Annotated in this window: 17 protein-coding genes; 12 read left to right on the top strand and 5 right to left on the bottom strand. The window is 43.0% G+C overall.

The features are described 5' to 3' along the window. Positions 1-83: 83 nt before the first annotated feature. The 3 genes from I5907_RS10840 (at position 84) to I5907_RS10830 (ending at position 2,667) form a co-directional block, all read left to right on the top strand. Entirely contained in the window at positions 84-1,022 is a 939-nt protein-coding gene (locus tag I5907_RS10840) for an alpha-E domain-containing protein (RefSeq protein WP_196990731.1), read from the top strand. 9 nt (positions 1,023-1,031) lie between these two features. After that, complete coding sequence (locus I5907_RS10835; protein WP_196990730.1) at positions 1,032-1,979, top strand: transglutaminase family protein; 948 nt, start codon at positions 1,032-1,034, stop codon at positions 1,977-1,979. Positions 1,980-2,193: 214 nt separating this feature from the next. Further along, complete coding sequence (locus I5907_RS10830; protein WP_196990729.1) at positions 2,194-2,667, top strand: hypothetical protein; 474 nt, start codon at positions 2,194-2,196, stop codon at positions 2,665-2,667. A gap of 189 nt (positions 2,668-2,856) precedes the next feature. Here I5907_RS10830 and I5907_RS10825 read toward each other — a convergent pair whose 3' ends face one another. Both I5907_RS10825 and I5907_RS10820 read right to left on the bottom strand, forming a co-directional pair. Further along, positions 2,857-3,792: an SGNH/GDSL hydrolase family protein gene (locus tag I5907_RS10825; protein ID WP_196990728.1), complete on the bottom strand. Its 936-nt coding sequence runs from the start codon at positions 3,790-3,792 to the stop codon at positions 2,857-2,859. A gap of 19 nt (positions 3,793-3,811) precedes the next feature. After that, the gene (locus tag I5907_RS10820) at positions 3,812-5,116 is read right to left on the bottom strand and encodes an MBOAT family O-acyltransferase (RefSeq protein WP_231402022.1); all 1,305 of its coding nucleotides are present in this window, start codon (positions 5,114-5,116) and stop codon (positions 3,812-3,814) included. A 341-nt stretch (positions 5,117-5,457) separates the two neighbouring features. On the opposite strand from I5907_RS10820, the gene I5907_RS10815 reads away from it, so the two are divergent. Then, positions 5,458-7,494, top strand: a complete 2,037-nt coding sequence (locus tag I5907_RS10815; RefSeq protein ID WP_196990726.1) for a hypothetical protein — start codon at positions 5,458-5,460, stop codon at positions 7,492-7,494. Positions 7,495-7,747: 253 nt separating this feature from the next. After that, positions 7,748-8,191 carry a hypothetical protein gene (locus I5907_RS10810; protein WP_196990725.1) on the top strand — a complete coding sequence of 148 codons (444 nt, stop codon included), beginning with the start codon at positions 7,748-7,750 and terminating at the stop codon, positions 8,189-8,191. Between the two features lie 334 nt (positions 8,192-8,525). On the opposite strand, the gene lon is transcribed toward I5907_RS10810, so the two are convergent. Continuing rightward, the gene (lon, locus tag I5907_RS10805) at positions 8,526-10,928 is read right to left on the bottom strand and encodes an endopeptidase La (RefSeq protein WP_196990724.1); all 2,403 of its coding nucleotides are present in this window, start codon (positions 10,926-10,928) and stop codon (positions 8,526-8,528) included. Between the two features lie 178 nt (positions 10,929-11,106). Next, on the bottom strand, positions 11,107-11,682 hold the full coding sequence (locus I5907_RS10800) for a porin family protein (protein ID WP_196990723.1): 576 nt from the start codon (positions 11,680-11,682) through the stop codon (positions 11,107-11,109). 279 nt (positions 11,683-11,961) lie between these two features. Between I5907_RS10800 and I5907_RS10795 the strand changes: the two genes are divergently transcribed. From I5907_RS10795 to I5907_RS10785, 3 genes are all read left to right on the top strand, one after another. After that, the gene (locus tag I5907_RS10795) at positions 11,962-12,441 is read left to right on the top strand and encodes a c-type cytochrome (protein ID WP_196990722.1); all 480 of its coding nucleotides are present in this window, start codon (positions 11,962-11,964) and stop codon (positions 12,439-12,441) included. Between the two features lie 478 nt (positions 12,442-12,919). Continuing rightward, positions 12,920-16,063, top strand: a complete 3,144-nt coding sequence (locus I5907_RS10790) for a 4-alpha-glucanotransferase (protein ID WP_231402021.1) — start codon at positions 12,920-12,922, stop codon at positions 16,061-16,063. Between the two features lie 219 nt (positions 16,064-16,282). Continuing rightward, entirely contained in the window at positions 16,283-17,299 is a 1,017-nt protein-coding gene (locus tag I5907_RS10785) for a dipeptide epimerase (RefSeq protein WP_196990721.1), read from the top strand. 152 nt (positions 17,300-17,451) lie between these two features. Here the strand turns inward: I5907_RS10785 and I5907_RS10780 are convergent, their stop codons facing one another. Further along, positions 17,452-18,774 (bottom strand): 4Fe-4S dicluster domain-containing protein, encoded by a 1,323-nt coding sequence (locus I5907_RS10780; RefSeq protein WP_196990720.1) that lies wholly within the window; start codon positions 18,772-18,774, stop codon positions 17,452-17,454. Positions 18,775-19,024: 250 nt separating this feature from the next. Between I5907_RS10780 and I5907_RS10775 the strand changes: the two genes are divergently transcribed. The 4 genes from I5907_RS10775 (at position 19,025) to I5907_RS10760 (ending at position 22,664) form a co-directional block, all read left to right on the top strand. Further along, on the top strand, positions 19,025-19,525 hold the full coding sequence (locus I5907_RS10775) for a phosphoribosyltransferase family protein (protein ID WP_196990719.1): 501 nt from the start codon (positions 19,025-19,027) through the stop codon (positions 19,523-19,525). A 106-nt stretch (positions 19,526-19,631) separates the two neighbouring features. Beyond that, positions 19,632-20,447 (top strand): alpha/beta hydrolase, encoded by an 816-nt coding sequence (locus I5907_RS10770; protein ID WP_231402020.1) that lies wholly within the window; start codon positions 19,632-19,634, stop codon positions 20,445-20,447. A 9-nt stretch (positions 20,448-20,456) separates the two neighbouring features. Beyond that, the gene (locus I5907_RS10765; RefSeq protein WP_196990718.1) at positions 20,457-21,272 is read left to right on the top strand and encodes an alpha/beta hydrolase; all 816 of its coding nucleotides are present in this window, start codon (positions 20,457-20,459) and stop codon (positions 21,270-21,272) included. Positions 21,273-21,347: 75 nt separating this feature from the next. After that, on the top strand, positions 21,348-22,664 hold the full coding sequence (locus I5907_RS10760) for a gluconate:H+ symporter (RefSeq protein WP_196990717.1): 1,317 nt from the start codon (positions 21,348-21,350) through the stop codon (positions 22,662-22,664). Positions 22,665-22,669: the final 5 nt, after the last annotated feature.

The raw sequence follows: 22,669 nt of genomic DNA, 5'->3' as shown, positions 1-22,669 counted from the left end.
AACAACGGTAGCACAGCCAGGCATTCACAACAAAAACGCGCTGTGAAGCTGGCCCATCATTTTCATCATTACATATTTACTACATGCTAAGTCGTATTGCAGATTCATTATTCTGGCTCAACCGTTACATGGAACGTGCAGATGGTTTGTTGCGTGTAACTTATACCAATTATATTCTTTCGCTGGATAAGGGTGTAAACAACAATCTTACCTGGAAACCGCTGCTTGAAATCTTTACTTACTTAACAGAGGAGGAGATTGCCACCATTGAAAATGATACAGATGCAGTATTAAAGTTGCTGATAACAGATACATCCAACCCCAACTCGCTGAAAGTAATACTTACACGGGCACGAGAAAATGCCAGGGGCGTGCAGGACCATATTACAAAAGAAGTGTGGGAGCAGGTAAACCATATGTACCACCTCGTAAACCACGACCTGCATCAAAAATTGCTGGGTTACGAAGCAGTGGAAACAATTGAAAATTTTTCGAGAAACAGCCTGTTGTTTATCGGTGTTACAGACACAACCATGCCACGTGGCCTTGGCTGGAGCTTTATGAATCTCGGCCGTCTTATTGAGCGTTGCACCCAGACAATAGAAATAACAGATAAGCAGTTTGCCTCAATAGACTACGAATTAAACAAATCCAGCGACATTATTTTCTGGCGCTATTTATTGTTGTCTTTATCGGGCTACGAGCTACACTTAAAAACATACCACACCAGCAGCACCAGTAAAGAAGTATTACACCAGGTATTAATCAACAGCGACTTTACGCGCTCTGTATTGTATACACTTAACAGGATCGAAAAATACCTGCATGATGTGATGCTTGAAAACAAACTCGACGGCAATGATGCATTATCGAAGTTTTACGGCCGCTTACACAGCCGTGTAAAATATGTGGATTTCGATACACTCAACGGCATTACCTTGCAGCACTTTTTGCAGGATGTAAGAGATGATATGTTAGAATTCAGCAGCCGTCTTGCACAATTATATTTCTCGTACACATAACAAGCAATCATGCCGGTTTTCAAAATTCATCACATTACCAGGTACGAATACGACAGGCAGGTAAGGGAAAGCATAAATGAAATAAAAATTTTTCCATACCGGTGTGATGAGCAGGAAACAAGATCGCAGCAGGTAACTGTTTCAACAAATCCCGACATCGAATATTTTACAGATTACTGGGGCAACCTTACCGGTGTATTCAATGTGTTGCCATTGCATGCCGACCTTGTTATTGAAAGCAGGCTGGTTGTAAGTACACAGGACAATCCTGCCAGGCAAATGCCCTATAATACCGGTTTTACGGAACTGCAAAAAGACAAACAACACAATATACGCTTAATCGAACTTTCACAGTCAGACGCCATACAAAACCAGGCCGCTATAGAAGCTATTTGTGCAGCCATTACACAAAACACAAACAGTATTGCCGGCATAGCAGAAAAATGTGCCGCATATATTTTCCACCACTTTGCATACACAAAAGGCATAACCAATATTGAGACTACAGTCGATGAAATTCTTGCGCATAAAGGTGGTGTTTGCCAGGATTTTGCACACCTTATGCTGCAGATATTAAATACACTCCACATTCCGGCACGGTATGTAAGCGGTTACATCTGCCCCAATAAAAGCGGGCTTCGCGGAGCGGGTGCAACCCATGCCTGGGTAGATGTATATGTACCCGGTTATGGATGGGCCGGTATAGACCCTACCAATAACATCTGGGTTAGCAACAACCACATAAAACTGGCTGTAGGCCGGCATTTCAACGATTGCAGCCCCATACGCGGCACTTTTAAAGGACCTGCCAAACAAAAACTTTCTGTGTATGTTTCGGTAGGCTATGAAGATGGTCACATCTTTGAAGAAATCAATAATGTAAAGATGGAAGTGTCACCGGCAAACCCCAAAGTGGAAGTAACGGATCATACCATTGCAGGTCAGCAGCAACAATAAATTTTGGTACCCGGCATCAGTTCTTTGTGCAGCACCTGTTGCGTCGCACTCTTGTACTGCAACAAATAAAGCAACTTCAGTCTCCGGTGCTAACCTGCTGCCAAATCAATCAGCACAGCTACAGCCAGTTGTGCCAACCGGTAATGTAAAAACATATTTTAAGTAACTGCAAAAGAACAATTATAACTTTCTTTGTGCCTTCAATTAAAAGTGTATGATGATCATTTACCGGATACTGGGTTTTATTGTTACCATATTCTCGTCTTTTGTAGCCATTACTGCTATCGTGGGGCTCTTTATGGCAGTATCAAATCCGTCGGTTTTGTTTCAGTGTTTCCTGCTGGTAAGTGTGGTTTTATATAGCTGGTATGCCAATAAATTTTTTGCACAGGTAGTTTTATTAAAAGGTGTAATGACCAAAAAACAAAAAGACTGGTTGCAGGTAAATGCTATTGTTGCTTTTGTATTTTCTGTTATGGGCATAATCGGAGCATGGGTGATGATAACACAACCAAAAGATTTTCTTGAAAAATTTACCCAAATGCCGGAAGGCGTAGCAGTAACGGAAGATATGATTATAAAGACAGGTTATTTTCTACTGGCTGTGTTTGCGGTATTGTTTACACACATTATATGGACATACATTCTGGTGAGGAAGCACAAACATCAGTTTGAGACCAAAGCATAATATTTTACATTTTAGCAGCGCATTGCAAACAGAGCCAATGCAACAGCAATCTTTATTTGTTGTGCTATGCGAGAAATTTAGGATGCTTTTGATGTACAAATCTGGCCGCTGCAGCCGCCATAAAACGGGAACGTACAAGTGAGTGACACAACAGGTGATGCCATGAAATACTGCAGCCGGCTCACAAACCTACCTTACAATGCCTTCTTTCTTTAACCGGGAAGCTATCTCCCTGGAAAAAAGCTCTGCACCTTCGGTATTCAGGTGATTCATATCGTAGAAGTATTCGCTCTTAACAAAACGTGGATCCAACGAATAATCCCAAACAGGCACATTATACCTGGCAGCAATTTTTTTGCTTTCGGTCATTGCATCATTTTCTTCAAAATCTTTTACGTACATGGGTGAGATAACGATTACCAGCGGGATCTTTTTATCGGTCACAGACTTGATAAAAAATTCCAGTTTCTCCCTGCTGTACTCATCGATCTTATCAACGCCTGCTGTGTATTCTTCGGGTTCATTGGCCACCTTGCTGCCCTTTAAAGGCTGGTAACCGTTGATATTGTCGTTGTGGCTGCGTGAGTAATTCCTGATGATGGAAATGATATGTGAATTGTATGCGTACAGTTTGGAAACTTTTGCCTTGTAATATTCTTTGGGGAAAAGATCTTTTGCCAGGGCAGCAAAGTTGTCATTGGTAAGTACGTAGGGCAGCAGCATGCCGGCAAGAATATCGCCACCATACTGGTCTGAACGCCATGAAATCTCTTTGGCTACCATGTCCATCAAAATCACTTTCGGTTTATGATCGCCATTTATTGCTGCAGGAAGAATAGCAGAAGAATAAATCACATTGGTTGCATTACGGCCGCAATTGAATGCCGAGATACCAAGCGAATCTTTGAAGATTCTTGGATCGTATGTATGCACCGCTCTTGAACTGCCATAAATAAGCATGTCTTCTTTGGGATCATTAATGGCATGAGAGAAAGAGGCTACATCACCCATTGGCTCGTGCAGGTAATAATATTCAACGATACCGCCCACAATCCTGTCGACTGCAAACATGATTGCAAGGAGTAGTAAGCCTTTCAGAATAAATTTTTTGTATCCTTTATGCATAGCAGTAGAATGTTTGAGTTTAGAATTGGAAGTAGATGAATTGTCCGCCATTGAATACCCCTACCATTAAGATCATGGTAAGAATGAGCACATAGCCGGTATAGCGTACCACTACATTGCTGTTACCAATAAGCTGGAAATTGGGATAATACTCCTGCACATGTTCTGTAATAACGAGCATGGCCACTGCAAACAGGTAATAGTAAAAGTTGGTTGGTGGTTCACCTTTAAAAAAGCCGCCTGGTTTCAATGTGAACATAGACTTTGTAATATACCAGCCCTGCTCAACGGTTAATGACCGGAACCATACTGCAGAGATGGTTACAAAAATGTACACCGTAATACAACGGAAAAAGTTAGCGGTAACACCCAGTAGCTTATGAATTTTACGCAGTACCGGGTTAATGATCCTTTCTATTGAGATAAGTAACCCGTTGATAAGGCCCCATATAACAAACGTCCAGTTTGCACCATGCCAAAGACCGCTTAGTGCAAAAACGATCAGTACGTTTCTTGAACTTATAAGTGCGCCTTTGCGGTTGCCGCCCAGTGGAAAATACAGGTAATCTCTAAACCATGTAGTGAGGGAGATATGCCAGCGTTGCCACAATTCGCCAATGCTTTTGGAGATAAGTATCGGTCTTCTGAAGTTGGTCATCAGGTCGAAGCCCATCACCCTTGCTGCACCAATCGCTATATCTGAATACCCGGAGAAATCGCAATAGATCTGGAAGCCAAAAAACGCCGTGGCTACCATCATACTAAGGCCGCTATGGTGCTCGGCATTATTGTACACCGCATCTACATATATACCCAGCCTGTCTGCTACCACCAGTTTTTTTATAAAACCCCACAACATCAGTCGTAAGCCGCTTACCACCCTGTCGTAGTCGAAATATTTTTTTTCATAAAACTGGTGAATAACATTTTGTGGCCTTTCTATGGGGCCTGCAACCAACTGCGGGTAAAACATTACATATAGTGCGTAAATACCAAAATGTTTTTCCGGTTTTTGATGACCGCGATACACTTCTATGGTGTAACTCATTGCCTGGAAAGTGTGGAACGATAAACCAACAGGCAGTAAAATGTCGAGGTGTGGAATTGGGTTCTTATAACCAAATTCTCCCATCACCTGAGATATATTAAAGTTTAAGAAATTGTAATATTTGAAGAATGCCAGCACACCAATGTTGGCAATAAGACTGCAGATAAGCCAGAGTTTTCTTTTTTTGCCTTCGCTTTTCGCTATATATAGTCCTGCGAAATAATCAACAACAATGGTAAAGCCAAGTATGAGTATATATATTGGCAAAAAATACATATAGAAGTAACAACTTGCTATAAGTAGTAAAAACCATCTATACTTATGGGGCAGTACGAAAAAAAGGGTGGTTACAATAATAAAGAAAGCAACAAAGATTAATGAATTGAATACCATTAAACGTTTAGTTTTGGATAGGAATTAAGGCACAATGATACTGAAAAAATCAACGCCAACGGGCTTTTCAGGCACTTGAAGGTGTTATTTAATTTGAAACACCATGCTTATTCCATCATATGAATTGAATAAATAAAAAATAATTATAATATCACTTCGGCACGATAATAGGTTAGTGTTGAAACTGCTGCCTTTAAAACAAAAAACTCAAAAATCAATACCGTATGTTACCTAACAAGATTTTTTTCGGTGTTCTATGTATGTTTCTCACGTCGTTTTGTTCTACCCCCGCAAAGAACGGTCAAACTGATCAGACCGAAAAAAAAACCAACACAGAAAATCAAAACAATTCTGCCACTAATAACGAAGGCGGAAATAATATAGTATATAATAACGATGACAAGTATAAAAGCATCTGGGGTGTATGGGGAGGTGGTGAACTCACCTCTGACCAGGTATCGCAATACAAATTTTTAAAAGGCTGGTATATTGTTTACCAGTGGAAAAAACTGGAACCTCAAAAAGATAATTTCGACTGGAACTATTTCGACAGCCAGGTAAAGTTTGCAGCAGACCATAATCTCGCTATCGGCTTTATGATTTGGGTAGGCCCCCATAGCCCGGAGTGGATATACAATAACGGGGTGCCGAAAGTAACTTCCCAGACCGTTAAAAGATCTGGCGAGTTTCCTTATTACCTGGATAAGACATACAAAGACAGGTATTATAATATGATAGACAAAGTATCTGATCATATCAAAAAAATGCCTCCCAAAATGCGTGACCAGATTGTAATGTGGATGGCCGCAGAAGGAAGTACCGGAGACCCTCAGCCTTATAAAGGATTACTGAATGATTCCAGGTATACCATTTCTGAACAGCAATGGTTCGACTTTAAAAAAGATGTGTGGACACACATGTATAACCTGAACAAAAAGGAAAACCCTAATGTTCACCTGCTCGTAAACCAGGCCAACGACGGGAAATACTTTAACTGGCTGGTGAATAACCTGCCCGGTGTCTGGATGAAAGCGGGCGACATTTCGCACACCTATCAATTCAATGGCGAACTGGATTTTTACGACAGGATGAAAAAGCTGGAGGCCAGGACCCAACAAGACCTGAGTGCCAGCAGGCTACGGGGCGAAATAACAGTACAAGGCACCTGGTTTAACCAGAACGAAAGCTGGAATATGTATGCCCTGCTTACATCATCTCTTCATTTTGGGCTTGATATATTTAACGCCGCACCGAAGTACCTGCAAAACCCCGGCGATACATCCACCTTCAACTTCTTTAATTTTTATGCCGGCCAAAAAGTACCGTCCGAATCGCCAGGCGCATTCTGTGTTTTCAAAGATGCATTGGATGCCGCCGATACCCGGCGTTTCCCTGAATCAAAATACGGACCTGTAGTAGACCCTTCCAAACAGTCTACTTATGCACGTGAACTGGAACGCAAAAAAATGAAAGCCATCAGAACGGGCGAGGCCGAAGATGAAGATAATGACGGTGAAGACCAGGGTGCCATTGAATCCAATGCAAAAAACAACAATCTTTCAGACCAGCGCATACAGCGAATCTTGCAGGAATATGCGCCATACGGTGCAAAACGCGGCGACTTTTTGAGCGACGGAGGTGATAACAATGAAGCCGGTGCCGCAGAAGAGGATGTAAGGACAACCAATAAAAAAGGCAAGCCGATCAATCCCAAAAGGCAGCAAAAAATGGCGCAGATACAACGCAAAGGCGGTGGCAAAGACCAATCTACGAGTTACCAGAAAAAACGCGAGGCAAACATGGTTGTGAACGATATTGGTGTAAACCTTATTCCGGGCAATTATTACCGTTATCTTTCCCAATATTCGCCCAATACAACCAGTCGTGGTTACTGGCGTATCGGGCCAACAGACCAGCCATACGGCCGGTTTGCACGTGGTTTCGATGCGAAAAACGGTATGACAGAGATGTTCTTCACACTTGACAAAGATTTTTACAAAGGCAGTTCTGCCAAACAGAATGCTACGATCAGGATAATATACCTGGATAAAGGCACCGGCACATGGTCGCTTAATTATAGCGACGGAACAGCTAAAAAAGAAGCCTATAAAGTTACCTGTGGTAATACCGGCCGCTGGATCATTAAAAGTGTTCCGGTAAGCGCAGTGTTTGCTCAAAAGCTTGAACACCAGTGCGATCTATCTATCAAATACCTGTCGGGAGATAATACAATCTTCAACTCCATTGAAGTGTTGAGATAAACGAACCGCTTGTTTTTGAAACGACCCCGTTACCAGTTAACGGGGTTTTTTTATGGTGTTTGCAGGCTATAGTGCATGCATCAACATCGTTGTGTCACTCACTTGTACGCCTTCCTAAAGCCCGGCTTGTGCACAACCGCCATTCATCCCTCCTAATTACCGTTCGACTCAAAACATGGTACTATGCGTTACATAGTACCTATCTTTGAACTGTAATAATCAAAATAAAGTACTAAAAATATAGGAGGTTACTATGAAAAAGAACTTAATCATCGCCGGCCTGGTTACTGTAGTTATCGCTTTAGGCAGCATCGCTTACAAACCAGTTATGAATGTTTTGACAGAAAAGCCCGTTGAAAAAAGCATTGCGCTAAACGTTTACAGGGCAAACACATATAATGGAGATATCTACAACCAAACATCTGCACGGGTACATGTAATTGTAGAAAAAGTAAGCAAACGTGGCCGCTCTATCGTATTTGAGAAAACACTGGATGCAAAGCTGCTTAAACAATACCCTACAGCAGACCAGCCAATAATCGAAAGAATTATTGTGCCTGGCATCAACGACAGGAAAGAACATCTAGAGGTAAAATATGTGCTTACTTACGATACAAAAGGCAGCCAGCTCGAAATGCAAAGTGGAACGGTAATGTCAAAAGGCATAAGTACAGAAAAACTTGATATCAATATTTAAAACAAGCAACCATGAAACACAACAATGGCGGCCTGCGGTCGCCATTGTTATTTAATAACTGTAGCTGTATAATATGATCAGTGATTAATTTGTCTTTGCGGAGTGATCATGTTCGTTTTGAAGAAGCAACATTGTGCCCGGAGTGCTGACTAAAGTTTTGCCGTACAAGTGTGCGACGCAACAGCAGCCTCATGCATGTTCTACAGTTGGGTGCATAAAAAAATCCCCCATAGAAATGAGGGATCATTAACCCTTAAAACAACCAACATGAAAAATAATTCAACGATAATATAACAAGAACAAAGCCACAATTGTTTTGTGGCATTATTAATAATTATACCAGCGCAATTTCTAAAACCTGTTGCATTGTTTTTACATAATGAAATTGTAATCCTTTTATAAAATCACCGTCGATTTCTCTAACGTCTTTCTCATTTTGTGCACACATCAGTATTTCTTTAAGGCCTGCACGCTTAGCTGCCAGTACTTTTTCCTTTATACCACCTACAGGCAGTACCTGCCCGCGCAAAGTAATCTCTCCGGTCATAGCCAAATATGGCTTTACTCTTCTGCCCGTAAACGCAGAGGCAAGCGAGGTTAACATTGTTACACCTGCACTAGGGCCATCTTTGGGCACTGCGCCTTCGGGCACATGTATGTGTGGATTTTTTTTACCAAACATGGTGGGGTCTATGTTGAGTTTTTTGGCGTTTGCCTGCAGGTAGGTGTAGGCAGTTGTTGCACTTTCCTTCATTACATTGCCCAGGTTTCCGGTAAGCAGCAGCTCACCTTTGCCTTCGCTTAAAACTGTTTCTATAAACAATATGTCTCCGCCAACGTATGTCCATGCAAGCCCCACAGTAACACCCGGCATATTGGCCGTTTTATAGATCTCGTTACTGTATCTTGGAGAGCCGAGAATTTTTTCTACATCCTGCAGTGTGAGGGCGGGTTTTATCTTATTCTTTGTGGCGTATTCTTTCGCTTCAAACCGCATGATGCTTGCCAGTTGCCTGTCCAGCTCACGCACACCACTTTCCCTGGTGTAATTTTCAATGATCTTTTCCAGTACTTTATCGTTGATCCTGAAATTGATTTTTTCCAGGCCATGCGCCTCTTTTTGTTTGGGCACCAGATGCCGCCTGGCAATTTCAATTTTTTCTTCAACAGCATAGCCGCTAAGGTCAATGATTTCGAGCCTGTCTCTCAGCGCCGGCTGAATATTCTGCAGGTTGTTGGCAGTAGCGATAAACAATACTTTACTCAGGTCATATTCCAGCTCCAGGTAATTATCATAAAAGCTGTTATTCTGTTCCGGGTCCAGCACCTCGAGCAAAGCAGAAGAAGGATCTCCGCGAAAATCATTACCAATTTTGTCAATCTCGTCAAGGATCATTACAGGATTGGAAGATTTGACCTTACGGATGTTTTGCAATATTCTGCCGGGCATTGCGCCGATGTATGTTTTACGGTGACCACGAATTTCACTCTCATCGTGCAGGCCACCCAGGCTAACCCTTACGTATTTGCGCCCTACAGCATGTGCAATACTTTTACCGAGTGAAGTTTTGCCGATTCCCGGAGGGCCGACAAAACAAAGTATCGGGCTTTTCATATCCCCCTTCAGTTTAAGCACGGCCAGGTATTCGAGAATACGTTCTTTAATTTTTTTCATGCCATAATGGTCATGATCGAGCACTTTGCCGGCATGCTTAAGATCGTAATTGTCTGTGGTATAATCCTGCCATGGCAGGTCAAGCATAAGATCGAGGTGATTGTATACTACAGAATAATCCGGCGTGCTGGGGTGCATACGCTCCAGTTTTTCAATACCGGATTTAAACATGCTTTTCGCGGCATCAGGCCATTTTTTTGCTTCTGCCTTTTTCTTCATTTGCACCACCTCGCGTTCATTACTATCCCCACCCAACTCTTCTTTAATGCTCTTCATCTGCTGCTGCAGAAAATATTCTCTTTGCTGCTTGTCTATTTCTGTACGGGTCTTGGTGGTTACCTTGTTTTTCAGTTCTGCAAACTGCAGTTCCCGTTGCAACAGGTGTACGAGTTTTTCGGCACGTAGCTTTACATCGTCGGTTTCGAGCAACGCCTGTTTTTCGGTCAGTTCACTATTTATATTGCTGCTTACAAAATTGATCAGGAAAGAAGCATTTTCTATGTTCTTTAAAATGATAGATGCTTCGGTAGGCATGTTGGGTGATAACTGAATGATCTGCGATGCGAGGTCTTTTATTGTAGCCGTGTATGCATCAAAATCATCGCCTGATAAAGACTCATCTTCCTGCAATAATTGAATTCGTGCTTTAAAATATGGTTCCTCCTCCACCAGCGACAGCATTTGAAAACGCTTTTTGCCCTGTATAATGATCGTTGTACCACCATCGGGCATCTTGATCAGTTTAACGATTTTGGCTACGGTGCCTGTTGCGCACAAATCCTTCAGTTCAGGGTCTTCAACGTTTGCATCATTTTGTGCAACTACGCCAATTAGTTTATCGTCTTTATACGCATCATTCACAGCTTTAATGCTTTTATCTCTGCCAACAGTTATTGGCAGAACTACGCCCGGGAAGAGCACTGTATTCCTTAATGGCAACAGTGGTAAAACATCTGGTATTACAAGGTTTTTATCCTGCTCGCTGTCATTTTCGTTGATTGGAATGATCGGCAAAAAATCGGTGTCCTCATCTGTTCCAAAATTTATTCCTCTATTCTTCATATTATTTGGCTTAAAGTCAAATTGTCATTTACCCACACGATTTTATCGTTTACATGGGGGCGTACTATGGGTCAATTTGAGTGCCAAAGGAAAAGAATTAAACTACTACGAACAAATTGACGTAAAAAAGGCGCAAAGCATGCTGCTTTGCGCCCCTGGTCATTCTATACTTATCCAATTACAAAATTTTAAACCCTACACCCAGTTGTATAGCCTGGTTTTTCCATTTTTCCTGGTCAACAACATCGTTTACTTTAGACAGGCCAACGTTATATCTTCCATAAATTCTCAATGCGCCCACATTTACCTGTGCACCCGCAACCATGCCGAAGTCTCCGCTCTTGAAAGCATCTTTACCATTTTGCAATAAAGTTTCTTCGTTGTTCATCAAAATGCCAAACTGAGGACCTACATTAAAAGTCAGGATTTTACCCGCATTAATTCTCAACAATACCGGAATGCTCAGGTAGTTAAGTTTAATTTTTTTACCAGGGGAAAATACGTCGTTCGGATCGTCGGTAACCTTTGTGTTGGTCTGGTTAAATAATACCTCGGGCTGAATACCGATGTGCTCATTAAAATCGATCTCCGCAAAACCACCGGCGTGGTAGCCAAGTTCAAAGCCGTCTTTGAACGTTTGTCCGTCGATCTTTGAAAAGTTAGCACCAACTTTTGCACCAACATGAAAACCCTGTGCACTTGCAGCAACGGTAAATCCTAAAATAACCGCAATTGATAATAAGGTCCTTTTCATAGCTTGTTTGTTTTAAAATGTTTGTCAGCCAATTCCTGTGCCATATCAACGCAAAAAAACGGCACCAATTAAATATGTATTGTTAAAAGAATTACGAATTAACAATCATACATGCCTGAAAACATGGTGGTACGTGTAAAACATAAAAATGTTACAACACCATAAGTAAGCAAATGAACCAGGACACCATAGTGCACATACGTCGCAATATTTGTGTTTTTGGTCTATTAATTTTACGACTAATGAAGGATTTACTATATTAGGAGAAATATTTTTCCCATGTTCACAACCAACAAAAAGAAATTAACCGTAATCGCGGCATTATGCGCCATCTCCTCCATGGGCATTTTTGCATATACGCCGGATAAACCACAGGAGGGCTTTAAAAACCTCCAGGTTTTACCAAAAGACATTTCAAAAGATGACCTTGATAAAGTGATGCACAGCTTTAATGATGCGCTGGGCGTAAAATGTATTTTTTGCCATGTGCATGAAGGCGAAGATTTCAGGCAGGGATGGAAAATGGACAGCGATGACAAGCCGGAAAAGAACATCGCCAGGCACATGATGCGTATGACCATGGGCATAAATGCTACCTACTTTAATTTTGAAAACTCTACCAAGCCCGATACAATCAGGGTAGTAACCTGCAATACCTGCCACAGAGGCATACCACACCCTGATGAAAAGGGTATTGCGGAACAACTGGCCAATGGCGGCATGAAAACTCCGCCACCACCACCGCCACCAAAAAATTAATTATTGTGAGCCCGGCTGCAGTCTAAGCATCAGGCTTCCGTTGCGTCGCACTCTTGTACAGCAGTACAAGGGGCAACAACAATACTGCAACCTGAATGTGCAGCTTAAACCTGTAGCCTCCAATAAACAAATTATTGCAACTCAAAACCGGCAAATTGCCGGTTTTTTTGTGCCGGTAAACTACCCTGAACATTACAATTAATATTTGTGTATTTATTACACAATACTTATTTTAGCCACATTATCTCAGCTGCCGTTGATGAATATATACGATTGCCTGGCCTTGTTTACGATGTCTTGTCCGGATCGCTGAAGTTCATAAAGGATACTACAGTACAAGTGTGCGACGCAACGGCAGTTGAAGAGCATTACCAATGCCGGCTACCAAAATAACAACTGTTATTAAAGCATTTTTAAATAACATGGTTGTAATGCCTGTGGCTGCTGCATCTTACTTAATTTCGCAACTCCAAAAATTATGAACCTGGCATCTGAAAACAATAAAATGAGCAAAGCAAAAAAAGTTGAGATTAAGAGCGCTGCATCTTTAGGCGAAACAGGGAAGGAAACAAAAAAAAGTGAACCAAGAAAAGATGCCCCGCAGCCAAAAAAAGCAGTAAAAGCCGGTACCAAAAAAGAAAACACAGAAGCAGTTCCAGACATACCTGCAACGGAACAACCGGCAATTAACCCGGTGCTTCCGGCAACTCCAAAACCTGCCACTACAGAAGCGGCAGCCAATAAAGAAGTGACGCCTGTAAAAAAAGCTGCTGCAAAGAAAGCCGCGGTGAAAAAAAGTGCCGGTAAGAATGCGCCGGCGAAAGCAGTAATACCTGGAGCAGCAGCGCCTGCTGCTAAAGTAGCCAGGAAAGCTGCCGCAAAAAAGATTACGGTGAAGGAGGCTTTGCCCGCAATCTCAAAAGTAACTTTTGTTGTAAGGTTTCATACCAACTATGGCCAGTCATTATTTATAACCGGCAAGCACCCATTGTTCGGCGGAGAAACAGCAGCATCTGCATTACGCATGCAATACCTCAATAATGATCTCTGGACGCTAACAATTGACGTTGACAAAAATGCACTACCCAAAGAAGGCATCGTTTACAATTATATGGTACAATACGAAGATGGTACTGTGAGTTATGATTGGGGCAGCGACAAGGTTTTAAAAACAGGAGACCTGGCTTCAGAAGAAATACTGATCATAGACGCATGGAATTTTGCCGGGTATTTTGAAAATGCTTTCTACACAGAACCTTTTCAAAACGTGTTACTCAAACACCGTCATAAACCTGCCGTGCCGGCACCCAAAACATACACACATACTTTCAGGATAAAAGCGCCGCTGCTTAAAAAAGATGAAACAATCTGTTTAATTGGCAACGATGAAAAACTCGGAAACTGGAACGAAGCAGCAGCATTGCTGATGGAGCGTAATGACGGTGACAGCTTTTACTCGGTGCGTGCTGACCTGTCCAGGGCGCATTTCCCGGTGGTTTACAAATACTGTGTTTTTGATACTTCTGCCGGCCGCATTGTACGCTATGAAGATGGCAATAACCGCGTACTGTACGATGCATTTGTAAAAAACAAAAAAACGATTGTAAATGATGGTTTCGCGGTACTGCCCTCCACCAGTTGGAAAGGTGCAGGTGTAGCAATACCTGTTTTTAGTTTGCGTGCAGAACAGAGTTGTGGCGTAGGAGAATTCAGCGACATAAAGCTACTCGTAGACTGGGCAAAATCTGTTGGCCTTAAGCTGGTACAAATACTGCCTGTAAATGATACCACTGCCACACATACCTGGACGGACAGCTATCCCTATGCAGCCATATCAGCATTTGCATTGCACCCCATGTATCTCAACCTTGCAAAAGCTGCAGGCGAAAAGCATGCACAACTGGTAAAAGACGTTGAAGCAGAAAGACAACGCCTGAATAAGCTGGACGCGGTAGATTATGAAGGGGTAAACAATCTCAAATGGCGCGTAATTAAGCAACTTTACCCACTGCAGCAAGAGGAGATTTTCTCCTCTGCCGGTTACAAAGAATATTTTGAACTCAATAAACACTGGCTGGTTCCCTATGCTACATTCTGCTATTTCAGGGATAAATACAACAGTGCCGATTTCAATACCTGGCAGACACATAAAACCTACGATGCCGCAGAAGCTGCCGCATTGCTGGAAACCGGTGCCGGCACATTCAACGACGTGGCCATTCATATATATGTACAATACCTGTTGCATCTTCAGTTGAAAGAAGCTGCCGAATACGCGCATCAGCATGGTGTGATCGTTAAAGGAGATATACCAATCGGTATTTACCGTTTTGGTGTGGATGCATGGCAAAACCCCGAGCTGTACCACATGGAAATGCAGGCCGGCGCACCGCCAGATGACTTTGCAAAAACCGGCCAGAACTGGGGCTTTCCTACGTATAACTGGGAGAAAATGCAGGAAGATGACTTTACCTGGTGGAAGCAGCGCTTTGAACAGATGAGTTATTATTTCGACGCATTTCGCATAGACCACATTCTGGGTTTCTTTCGCATATGGAGCATCCCTATAGATTCCGTTGAAGGCATCATGGGCCATTTTGAACCGGCCATACCCGTACATATCAATGAATTTTACGAGCGTAATATGTGGTTTGATTATGCCCGCTATTGCAAACCATATATTACAGAAAGGTTATTGAACGATACATTGGGCGATCAGAAGGAACACGTAAAATATACATTCCTTAATTATGATGGCTTCGAAAAATACCAGCTAAAACCTGAATTTTCCACGCAGGCAAAAGTGGAAAACTATTTTTCGTGGCAGCAGGATAGTGAGCATAACCGCTGGCTTAAAAAACAATTGTTCAGCTATCTCTCCAATGTGTTGTTATTCGAGGTAGAAGGCTCGCAGGGGCAGCAGTTTCACTTCCGTTTTGGCATAGAAGAAACCCCGTCGTTTAAAGACCTTGATCCGCATTTGCAATACCAGCTAAAACAGCTGTACGTAAATTATTTCTTTGAGCGGCAGGATGATTTCTGGATGAAAAAAGCCATGCAAAAATTACCGGCATTAAAACGTGCTACCAATATGCTTGTATGTGGAGAAGACCTCGGTCTTGTGCCGCGCAGCGTTCCAGAGGTCATGCGGCAGCTAGGTTTGCTCAGCCTCGAAATTCAGCGCATGCCCAAAGATCCCAATAAGCAATTCTTTCATCCTGCAGATGCACCATACCTCAGCGTGGTTACACCATCTTCGCACGATATAAGCACTATTCGTGGCTGGTGGGAAGAAGACCGCAACTTATCCCAGCAATTCTTTAACGATGAGTTGGGGCAGTGGGGACTGGCGCCTTATTTCTGCGATGCATGGGTAAACAAAGCCATCGTGGTGCAACACCTGTACTCACCCGCCATGTGGAGTATTTTCCAGTTGCAGGATATACTGGGTTGCAACAGGCAGATACGCAGGCCCAACCCGCACGAGGAACGCATCAATGTGCCCGCAGATTCCAAACATTACTGGCGCTACCGCATGCATTTAACCCTCGAAGACCTGCTGAAAGCTTCGGCGTTCAACAGTGAGTTTTCATCTATGGTTAAAGAAAGCGGCAGAGCGTAACAGTGCATATACAGGTTTGCTTACCCGGCTGCGCAGGTTTATGTACCAGGCAGCAGGGTAAGCATTAAGCTTTCGTTGCGTCGCACTCTTGTACTGCACAACGCCTGGCGGCTGCAGCTATGCTAAAGGTTCATCCTTTTTGCATAAACCAGCAAGCGACAACACCCACATTCAAATGCTTTTTCCCGCTTTACAACCGGGCAGTGTAAAAACCATCCCATGAAGCTTTATTATCATCAGCTTAATCTTCCTTTTGAATACCCGTTTACCATTTCCGGTGGCAGAACAAAAACACACCAGCCATCTTTACTTGTGGCATTACAATTGGGCAACCTGGTTGGTTACGGGGAAGCGCCTGCAATTACCTATTACAACATTACGGTTGAGCAAATGATTGCAGATATTGAGCAGAAGAAAAAGATGATTGAAAAGTTTGCTTTCACAGAACCGGAACGTTACTGGCATTATTTGCACCATCTTATACCCAACAATCCATTTCTTGTTGCTGCGCTGGATATGGCAGGCTGGGATCTTTATGGCAAACTGAAAGGGCAGCCACTATATAAACTCTGGCGCACAACATTTGAACAAACACCGGTTACCGACTACACCATTGGCATTGATGCCGTTGAAAAAATGGTGCATAAAATGAAAGCAAAACCATGGCCGGTTTACAAAATAAAAGCAGGCACAGCAAATGATATTCAAACAATCGAAGCATTACGAAAGCATACTGATGCCGTGTTTCGTGTAGATGCAAATGCCGGCTGGACGACGGAAGAAGCCATGCATAAAATTCCACTGCTGAAAGAACTTGGTGTTGAACTTGTGGAACAACCACTTGCCAAAGACGATTGGGATGGTATGAAAATACTATTCAGGGAATCTCCGCTGCCGCTGTTTGCAGATGAAAGCTGCGTGGCAGAGCACGATGTAGAGAAATGTCATAACCACTTTCATGGTATTAACATTAAGCTCACCAAATGCAGCGGTATTACACCAGCCATACGCATGATTGCAACAGCAAAAAAAATGAACATGCAAATAATGATGGGCTGTATGAATGAATGTACAGTAGGCAGCGCTGCTGTAGCACATTTTTTACCACAGCTCGATTTTGTAGATATGGACGGACCTTTACTATTGGCGCAGGATGTTGCAACCGGTATCAGCTACGATTTTGGTAAAGTACAGGTTTCAAACGGGCCGGGACTTGGAATAAAAATGAAACAGTAAACGCGTATATAAATTACCTGTCATTCCACAGATCGTATTTTCAACCCATGCAGCCGAAACACAACGCTGCAGCCGCCATACAAACCGAACGTACAAGTGAGTGACACAACCGCAGCTTAACAGAATTCCCAATGCCCGAACACCCAATCTTCTTACACTTCACTTACCCAGCTGTCACGATCATCGGGTGAGAACTTCCACGGTGCAAAATTGTTTTCTGTATTGCTGAACATACCATTCCATTCCTGCGGCGCACTGCTTTCTTCCATTACGAGAAAACGGCGCTGCTGTAAAATAATATCGAGCGGGTTGATGCTTACAGGGCAGGCTTCCACGCAGGCATTGCAGGTGGTACATGCACGTAACTCTTCAGCGGTAATGTAATCGTGCAACAGCGTTTTGCCATCGTCAACAAAAGATTTGTTTGCCGTAATATTCTTGCCAACCTCCTCTGCCCTGTCACGCGTCTTCATCATAATCAGGCGTGGGCTTAGTTTTTTGCCGGTCATGTTTGCGGGGCAGGCCGCACTGCACCTGCCACATTCTGTACAGCTATATGCATCCAGCAGGTTCTTCCAGCTTAGATCGAACACATCTTTTGCGCCGAACTTTTTATGGTTCTCCGCCGCTTCGGCGGGTATCAGTTCAGGCTGCATGGCATACAACACTTCCTTTTGTATGTCGGGCATATTTTCCATTTTGCCCTGTGGTTGTAAACGCGTGTAATAAGCGTTGGGAAAAGCAAACAGTATATGCAGGTGTTTTGAATAAGGCAGGTAATTGAGAAACGCCAAAATACCGGCAATGTGCAGCCACCAGCACGTTCTTTCGATAAGAGTTAAGGCGTCTGCAGACAAACCACCGAGCAACGGATGCAGAAAAGAAGAAAAAGCAAAATTTCCTGTTGCCGAAGCCGCATAATGTTCTGCACCGCGCTGCTGCAACAATGTATCGCAGGCATTCATGGTAAGGAACAGGCCCATAAGCAATATCTCGGTTATAAGAATATAATTTGCATCACTCCTTGGCCAGCCGTTAAGGTCTTTACTCATAAACCTTTTCAGCTTAAGCAGGTTCCTTCTTGCAAGAAATACAACACACACAACAAGCACACCAACAGCCAGTAATTCAAATGCATTGATAAGAAAACGGTACAAGCCCGCAGGCAATACAGCGGTAAACAAACGGTGCTTGCCCAATATACCATCCAGCACAATTTCAAGTACTTCCAGGTTGATGATGATAAAGCCGGCATAAATGATAAAATGCATGATGGCCACCAGCGGGTTTTTAAACATTTTCTTTTGCCCTAATGCCAGCAGCAGCACATTGTTCCACCGCACGGCGGGCTGATCTGTAAGATCCTCATCCCGGCCAAGCAAAATATTCCTGCGTATCTGTAAAATATTTTTACTGAAGAGCCATGTGGCGGCACCTGCCAGTAAAATAAAAGCTACCTGAAAAATTATTTCCATAAAATCAAGCTTATACTGCTAAGATAGAGCTTTGTTTATATGCGGCGTGTTTTTGAGTAAGCAGGAATGATGAACCCGGCTGCAGCAACAGCGTGGAGCTTTTGTTGCGTCGCACTCTTGTACTGCACAGCAATGTGCAGCAACGATGCGTGTTTGCGTGCACCATGCAGTGCAGGTGTACACAGCAGAAATATTTACATGTTATGTATTCAGTCATTACTTTTGGTTTCATTTTTACACCAACGATATTATGGAGCAGACAAAAAATTTTTTGAGCAAAGCAATAGCAGAACAAAAACTTCACCGCCTGGCACTTGAGGTTGCTGAAACTTTGAGTGGTGATGATGCTCCCCTGATACTGATTGGTATAAGAAACAGTGGTATGGTGGTAGCTGAGAAGATCGGTACATTTCTTAAACCATATATCTCCACCCCTATGGAGATCATCTCTGCTTCTTTTGATAAACATGTGCCTAAGGAAATAGTGATGAGCAAAGAAGTAGATTTCAACGATAAGAATGTTATCATTATTGATGACGTATCCAACTCCGGCAAAACACTGCTGTATGCATGTAAACCTTTGCTAAACTTTTACCCGCGCCGTATACAAACACTGGTGCTTATAGAACGCATGCATAAACTGTTTCCTATAAAACCTGACTACGTTGGGCTTTCTATGGCCACCACCATGCAGGATCATATTCACGTGGTAGTTAGTGAAGGTGAAGTAGCAGGTGCGTACATCGAATAAAGCAGCTGCCATGAAAAACGGAACCCTGAACTGAGCGTAGCAACAGGCGATGCCACAACGTACATCTGCCGGCCTCATAAAAAGATTTATTTGAGTATTTTTAAGCATGGAACTGTTGTATGCACTGCTTACCATTAACAATGTGGTTTTCTACATTGCTGCAGGCTATATTGCTCTTCTGTTGTTGCTATACTTTTTACAGGAGAGGTTCATTTTTAAACCGGAAAAACTTCCCAAAGATTTTGTATACAAATATGATGTGCCTTTTAAAGAACTTTTCTTTGATGTGGCCACAGGTGTTACCATCAACGGGCTTCACTTTTACTGCAAAAAGCCACATGGGCTTATACTATACCTGCATGGCAATACCCGCAGTATTAAAGGCTGGGCAAAATATGCCAGGGATTTTTACCGGTACAACTACGATGTGGTGATGGTTGATTACCGCGGTTTTGGCAAAAGCACGGGCAAACGCAGTGAGCGGGACATTAAACAAGACCTGCAGTTTGTGTACGATACACTGGCAGTACAATACCACGAACACCATATTCTTGTATATGGGCGGAGCCTTGGCAGTGGCTTTGCTACGAAGCTTGCTGCAGATAACAAACCACGTTACCTCATTATCGATTCTCCTTATTTCAGCTTTAAAAAAGTTGCGGAAAGGTTCCTGCCATTTCTACCACATCAATATGTGTTGCGGTATCATTTGCGTACAGATAAATGGATTACAAGGGTTAACTGCCACACGTATATTATTCACGGTACAAAAGACTGGCTTATACCCATAAGCCACAGCGAAAGACTGCGGGCACTTAACCCGAACAAGATTACGCTTATTACGATACATGGTGGCGGGCATAACAATCTTCCTTCATTCCCCGAATACCATAATTTTATCCGCGATATATTGCGCTATTAAACCTGCACGATGAAAAAGAAGATCAGGAACTGGATTGGTATTATTGTGATCATCTACGTGGTATGTGGCATAGCTTTGTACTTTCTGCAGCCGGTGTTGCTTTTTCACCCGGAGCCTTTACCGCAGGATCATACTTTTTCTTTCAGCCAGCCTTTTGAAGAGAAAAAAATTTACTACGACAGCAGCACCATGTTTGATGTAGTGCGGTTCAGGACCGGCAATGACGCACTGCGCAAAGGTGCCGTACTCTACTTTCATGGCAACATGAACAATATTGAATACTATGCCCATTTTGCACCATACTTTACGAAGAACGGCTACGAAGTCTGGATGATAGATTACCCCGGGTATGGTAAATCTACCGGTGAAAGAACAGAAGCAATGTTTTACACGCTTTCTGACCAATTGTATAAACTATGCCGCGCCGCTGGCTTTGCGGCTGACAGCATCATTATTTATGGCAAATCCCTGGGAACAGGTATTGCCACGCAACTGGCCTCTGTAAAGAATTGCAAACGGCTGATACTTGAATCGCCGTATTACAGCATACCACAGATTGCAAAACATTATGCATTTATGTACCCGGTAGAGTGGATGAGCGAGTTTACCATTCCCACACACGATTTTATTACGAAGGTAGTTGCGCCTGTTACTATCTTTCACGGCACCGACGATGGCACCATACCTTACAGCAACACCGGGAAACTACAGCCCCTCTTAAAGCCGGCAGATGAAGTGATCACGATAGAAGGCGGTGGCCATAACGACCTGTATAATTTTCCTGTTGTACCAAAGAAAATAGACAGCCTGCTAAACGGGCAATAGAAAAAGTAACCGTATAATAACAGGCATAACGTTTCAGTTTGTATCTTACCAGCTCATCAAATTGCTTGTTAGCCGATGTCTTTCCTAATACTGGCGCTGGGCATACTTCTCCTGATCTTACTGATAACATTGGCAAAACTGAATGCTTTTTTATCATTCATCATTGTATGTCTTTTTGTTGGCCTTTGTAATGGGATGGACGTAATTGCCATTTCCAATGCGGTGCAGAAAGGCATGGGAGATCTGCTGGGCACTTTGATCATTATTATCGGTCTTGGTGCAATGCTGGGTAAACTGGTAGCAGAAAGTGGCGCAGCAGAGCGTATAGCGGCTGGTCTTATAAAATTTTCAGGAAAGAAAAACCTTGTGTGGGCATTGCTCATTACTGCCTTTATTATTGGCATACCGCTTTTTTATAATGTTGGTTTTGTGCTCATACTGCCGTTGGCTATCAGTATTGCCACCAGGTACAAAATACCACCTGTTTATCTTGCATTGCCGGCCGTATCTGCCTTATCTGTTACACATGGATATTTACCGCCGCACCCCTCACCTACAGCGCTGGTGCAGCAATTCCATGCAGATCTCGGGTTAACCATGCTGTATGGTTTTATCGTCTCCGCACCATGTATCATTCTGGCCGGGCCGGTATTTGCAAAAACACTCAAAAAATACAACAACAGGCCGCTCGAATCTTTTATAGCTCCGCCAAAAGATGAAGCATCATTGCCGGGTATGTTCATCAGTATACTTACCGCATTTATGCCCGTTATCCTTATTTCTGCTGCCACACTTACCAAAATGTTTTTCAATACAGCAGGCACCTTTGGTAAAATTGCCACAGCAGTAGGCGAACCGGCTATTGCCATGCTCATTACAGTGTTGTTTGCAATTTATACGTTGGGTATCAGGCAGGGCAGAAAGATGTCGCAGATCGGTAATTCACTGAATGATGCCGCAAAAGACATTGCTGTGATCCTGTTTATTGTTGGTGGCGCAGGCTCGTTAAAACAGGTGCTGACAGATACCGGCATCAGCAATGAAATCGCAGCTTCTTTACAAAACCTGCACATCAATCCTTTGCTGGCTGCATGGAGCATCAGCGCAATCATTCGTGTGGCAATAGGCTCTGCAACTGTTGCCGGCCTTACTACTGCGGGTATAGTGGCGCCATTAATTGCCTCTACCGGTGCAGACCCAAACCTGATGGTATTGGCCACGGGCGCAGGCAGTTTATTCTTCTCTCATGTTAATGATTCGGGCTTCTGGCTCTTTAAAGAATATTTCAACCTCTCCATCAAGCAAACCATGAAAACATGGAGTATTATGGAAACAATTGTTTCAGTTGTTGGTATTATTGCAGTGCTTTTACTGAATTATATCATTCACTAAACACG

It is taken from the genome of Panacibacter microcysteis, assembly GCF_015831355.1.
Lineage (GTDB): Bacteria > Bacteroidota > Bacteroidia > Chitinophagales > Chitinophagaceae > Panacibacter > Panacibacter microcysteis.
This window is presented reverse-complemented; position numbering and strand designations above follow the sequence as displayed.

Coding starts and splice junctions, on each gene's coding strand:
- I5907_RS10790 (WP_231402021.1), top strand. CDS start 12,920: ATGAACCTGGCATCTGAAAACAATAAAATGAGCAAAGCAAAAAAAGTT.
- I5907_RS10815 (WP_196990726.1), top strand. CDS start 5,458: ATGTTACCTAACAAGATTTTTTTCGGTGTTCTATGTATGTTTCTCACG.
- I5907_RS10785 (WP_196990721.1), top strand. CDS start 16,283: ATGAAGCTTTATTATCATCAGCTTAATCTTCCTTTTGAATACCCGTTT.
- I5907_RS10840 (WP_196990731.1), top strand. CDS start 84: ATGCTAAGTCGTATTGCAGATTCATTATTCTGGCTCAACCGTTACATG.
- I5907_RS10810 (WP_196990725.1), top strand. CDS start 7,748: ATGAAAAAGAACTTAATCATCGCCGGCCTGGTTACTGTAGTTATCGCT.
- lon (WP_196990724.1), bottom strand. CDS start 10,928: ATGAAGAATAGAGGAATAAATTTTGGAACAGATGAGGACACCGATTTT.
- I5907_RS10780 (WP_196990720.1), bottom strand. CDS start 18,774: ATGGAAATAATTTTTCAGGTAGCTTTTATTTTACTGGCAGGTGCCGCC.
- I5907_RS10770 (WP_231402020.1), top strand. CDS start 19,632: ATGGAACTGTTGTATGCACTGCTTACCATTAACAATGTGGTTTTCTAC.
- I5907_RS10795 (WP_196990722.1), top strand. CDS start 11,962: ATGTTCACAACCAACAAAAAGAAATTAACCGTAATCGCGGCATTATGC.
- I5907_RS10835 (WP_196990730.1), top strand. CDS start 1,032: ATGCCGGTTTTCAAAATTCATCACATTACCAGGTACGAATACGACAGG.
- I5907_RS10775 (WP_196990719.1), top strand. CDS start 19,025: ATGGAGCAGACAAAAAATTTTTTGAGCAAAGCAATAGCAGAACAAAAA.
- I5907_RS10765 (WP_196990718.1), top strand. CDS start 20,457: ATGAAAAAGAAGATCAGGAACTGGATTGGTATTATTGTGATCATCTAC.
- I5907_RS10820 (WP_231402022.1), bottom strand. CDS start 5,116: ATGTATTTTTTGCCAATATATATACTCATACTTGGCTTTACCATTGTT.
- I5907_RS10760 (WP_196990717.1), top strand. CDS start 21,348: ATGTCTTTCCTAATACTGGCGCTGGGCATACTTCTCCTGATCTTACTG.
- I5907_RS10825 (WP_196990728.1), bottom strand. CDS start 3,792: ATGCATAAAGGATACAAAAAATTTATTCTGAAAGGCTTACTACTCCTT.
- I5907_RS10830 (WP_196990729.1), top strand. CDS start 2,194: ATGATGATCATTTACCGGATACTGGGTTTTATTGTTACCATATTCTCG.
- I5907_RS10800 (WP_196990723.1), bottom strand. CDS start 11,682: ATGAAAAGGACCTTATTATCAATTGCGGTTATTTTAGGATTTACCGTT.